Origin of the sequence: Nonomuraea lactucae (assembly GCF_003313395.1) — a bacterium.
GTDB classification, from domain to species: Bacteria; Actinomycetota; Actinomycetes; order Streptosporangiales; family Streptosporangiaceae; genus Nonomuraea; species Nonomuraea lactucae.
This window is the reverse complement of record NZ_QNFZ01000555.1, coordinates 1-1,769: the sequence shown is the minus strand read 5'-3', so window position 1 is coordinate 1,769 and position 1,769 is coordinate 1. Positions and strand designations below refer to the sequence as shown.

3 protein-coding genes are annotated in these 1,769 nt (G+C 74.5%); 1 reads left to right on the top strand and 2 read right to left on the bottom strand.

All coding sequences use genetic code 11. The annotated features are described in order from the left end of the window. Window positions 1–345, bottom strand: a 345-nt coding sequence (locus DQW85_RS23540; protein WP_240197379.1) for an aldolase/citrate lyase family protein, incomplete at its 3' end; no start/stop codon positions are given. Between the two features lie 201 nt (window positions 346–546). Here DQW85_RS23540 and DQW85_RS23535 point away from each other — a divergent pair. Beyond that, a complete protein-coding gene (locus tag DQW85_RS23535; RefSeq protein ID WP_113702256.1) occupies window positions 547–1,119 on the top strand; it encodes a MarR family winged helix-turn-helix transcriptional regulator in 573 nt (190 codons plus the stop codon). Between the two features lie 62 nt (window positions 1,120–1,181). Here DQW85_RS23535 and DQW85_RS23530 read toward each other — a convergent pair. Beyond that, the coding region (locus tag DQW85_RS23530) for a gamma-glutamyl-gamma-aminobutyrate hydrolase family protein (protein WP_113702255.1) at window positions 1,182–1,769 on the bottom strand (588 nt) is incomplete at its 5' end.

Sequence of the window (1,769 nt, the reverse complement as noted above, 5' to 3'; positions counted from 1 at the left end):
GACCACCGCGGCCGCCTGCTCGGCGGTGCCGACCAGGGGGACGATGACGCCGCCCGCGCCGTAGTCCAGCGCCCGGCCGATGGCCGCGGGGTCTCCGGACTCCAGGCGTACCAGCCCCACCGAGCCGCGACCGGCGCCGCTCGCCGCGCCGGCACCGGCGTCGATCGCCATGAGGCCGGCGAGCAGGCCGGCCTGGCCGATCAGCCCGTGCTGGGCGTCCAGGACGATGTAGTCGTAACCCACCCTGGCCAGACGCTCGGTGGCCGCCGGGGCGTCCAGGACCAGCCAGTAGCCGACGCACCTCTCGCGGTTGCGGATCTTCCTGGCCAGCTCGGCGGCGTTCATCTGTGCTCCCCCGGCTCCTGCGGACCGCTTCGCGTTCACGGACACACCATCGGATCCATGCTGTACGGGATCCGATGGAGATGCCAGGTCCGCCCGCGGCGTGGCGGCCCCGAGCCGGGTGGTTTCCGTGCGCCGCCCGAGCTCCGTACAATTTGGCTCCGAACGACCAGTCCGGTCCGCCCGCTCCCGAAGGAGTCCCTCGTGCCTGGCCACCGTTCCATCACCGAAGCCGAGAAGCTGGCCGAGGCGAAGCTGGGCGGCATACCGATCCGCCGGGACCAGATGGCGGCGGTCGCCAACATCTACCGGGCCGCGGCGGCTGTCCGCCAGCACCTGGAGAACTCGGTGCTGCGCGGCTCCGACCTGACGTGGACCACGTTCGTCGTGCTCTGGGTCGTCTGGGTGTGGGGCGAGTCGGAGAGCCGGCACGTGGCGGAGGAGGCGGGCATCTCCAAGGGCACCCTCACCGGGGTCTCCCGCACCCTGGAGTCCCGGGGGCTGATGAGGCGGGCCGTCCATCCCAGTGACGGGCGGCGGGTGCTGCTCAGCCTCACCGACGAGGGAGAGGCGCTGATGGAGCGGCTGTTCCCCGAGTTCAACGCCGAGGAGACCTTCGTCACGGCGCAGCTCAGCGACGAGGAGTGCCGGAGGATCGCCGAGGGGCTGCGGCGCGTCGTGCTCCAGGTCGAGCTGCACGGGGAGGAGCGCCGCCTGGCGCTGCTCGACGGGGCCGCACCCGCCCCTCGCCGCAGCGGCCGCCGCCCCAGGTCCTGACCCGCCCGGAGATCCCGTCCCGTCCAGAGGCCCGACCCGTCAGGAGGGCGCGCCTGGGGCCGTCAGTGGCGGGTGCGGGCGGCGCGTACCAGGGCGGCGAAGAGGCCCTGCTGGGCCGGGTCCCGGTGCGCGGTGTCCTCGGGGTGCCACTGGACGGCGGCGAACCAGCCGGGCGCGCCGGGCAGCTCAAGGGCTTCCACCGTGCCGTCGGCCGCGGTGGCCGTGACCTCCAGCCCGGAGCCGAGGCGGCCGGCCCGCTGGTGGTGGTAGCACGACGCCTCGGCCTTCTCCACGCCGGTGGCCCGCTCCACGACCGAGCCGGATCGCAGGGCGACGGGGTGCACGATGTGGCGGTGGTCGCGGCCCGGACCGCCCATGTCCTGGTGGAGCGTGCCGCCGAGTGCCACGTTGACGACCTGGAGACCGCGGCAGATCGCGAGCAGCGGCAGCCCCGCCCCGAGGGCCTGGCGGGCCAGCTCCAGGTCGAAACCGTCCTGCTCGTCGTCCACGTCGTAGACGCTCTCGTGGGTGAGCCCCACCTCGTAGCGGTGCGGGGCGACGTCACCGCCGCCGGGCAGCAGCACGCCGTCGAAGCGGGCCAGGCGGGCGGCGACCTCGGCGGGGTCGGCGGCGCCGCCCGGCGCGTACGG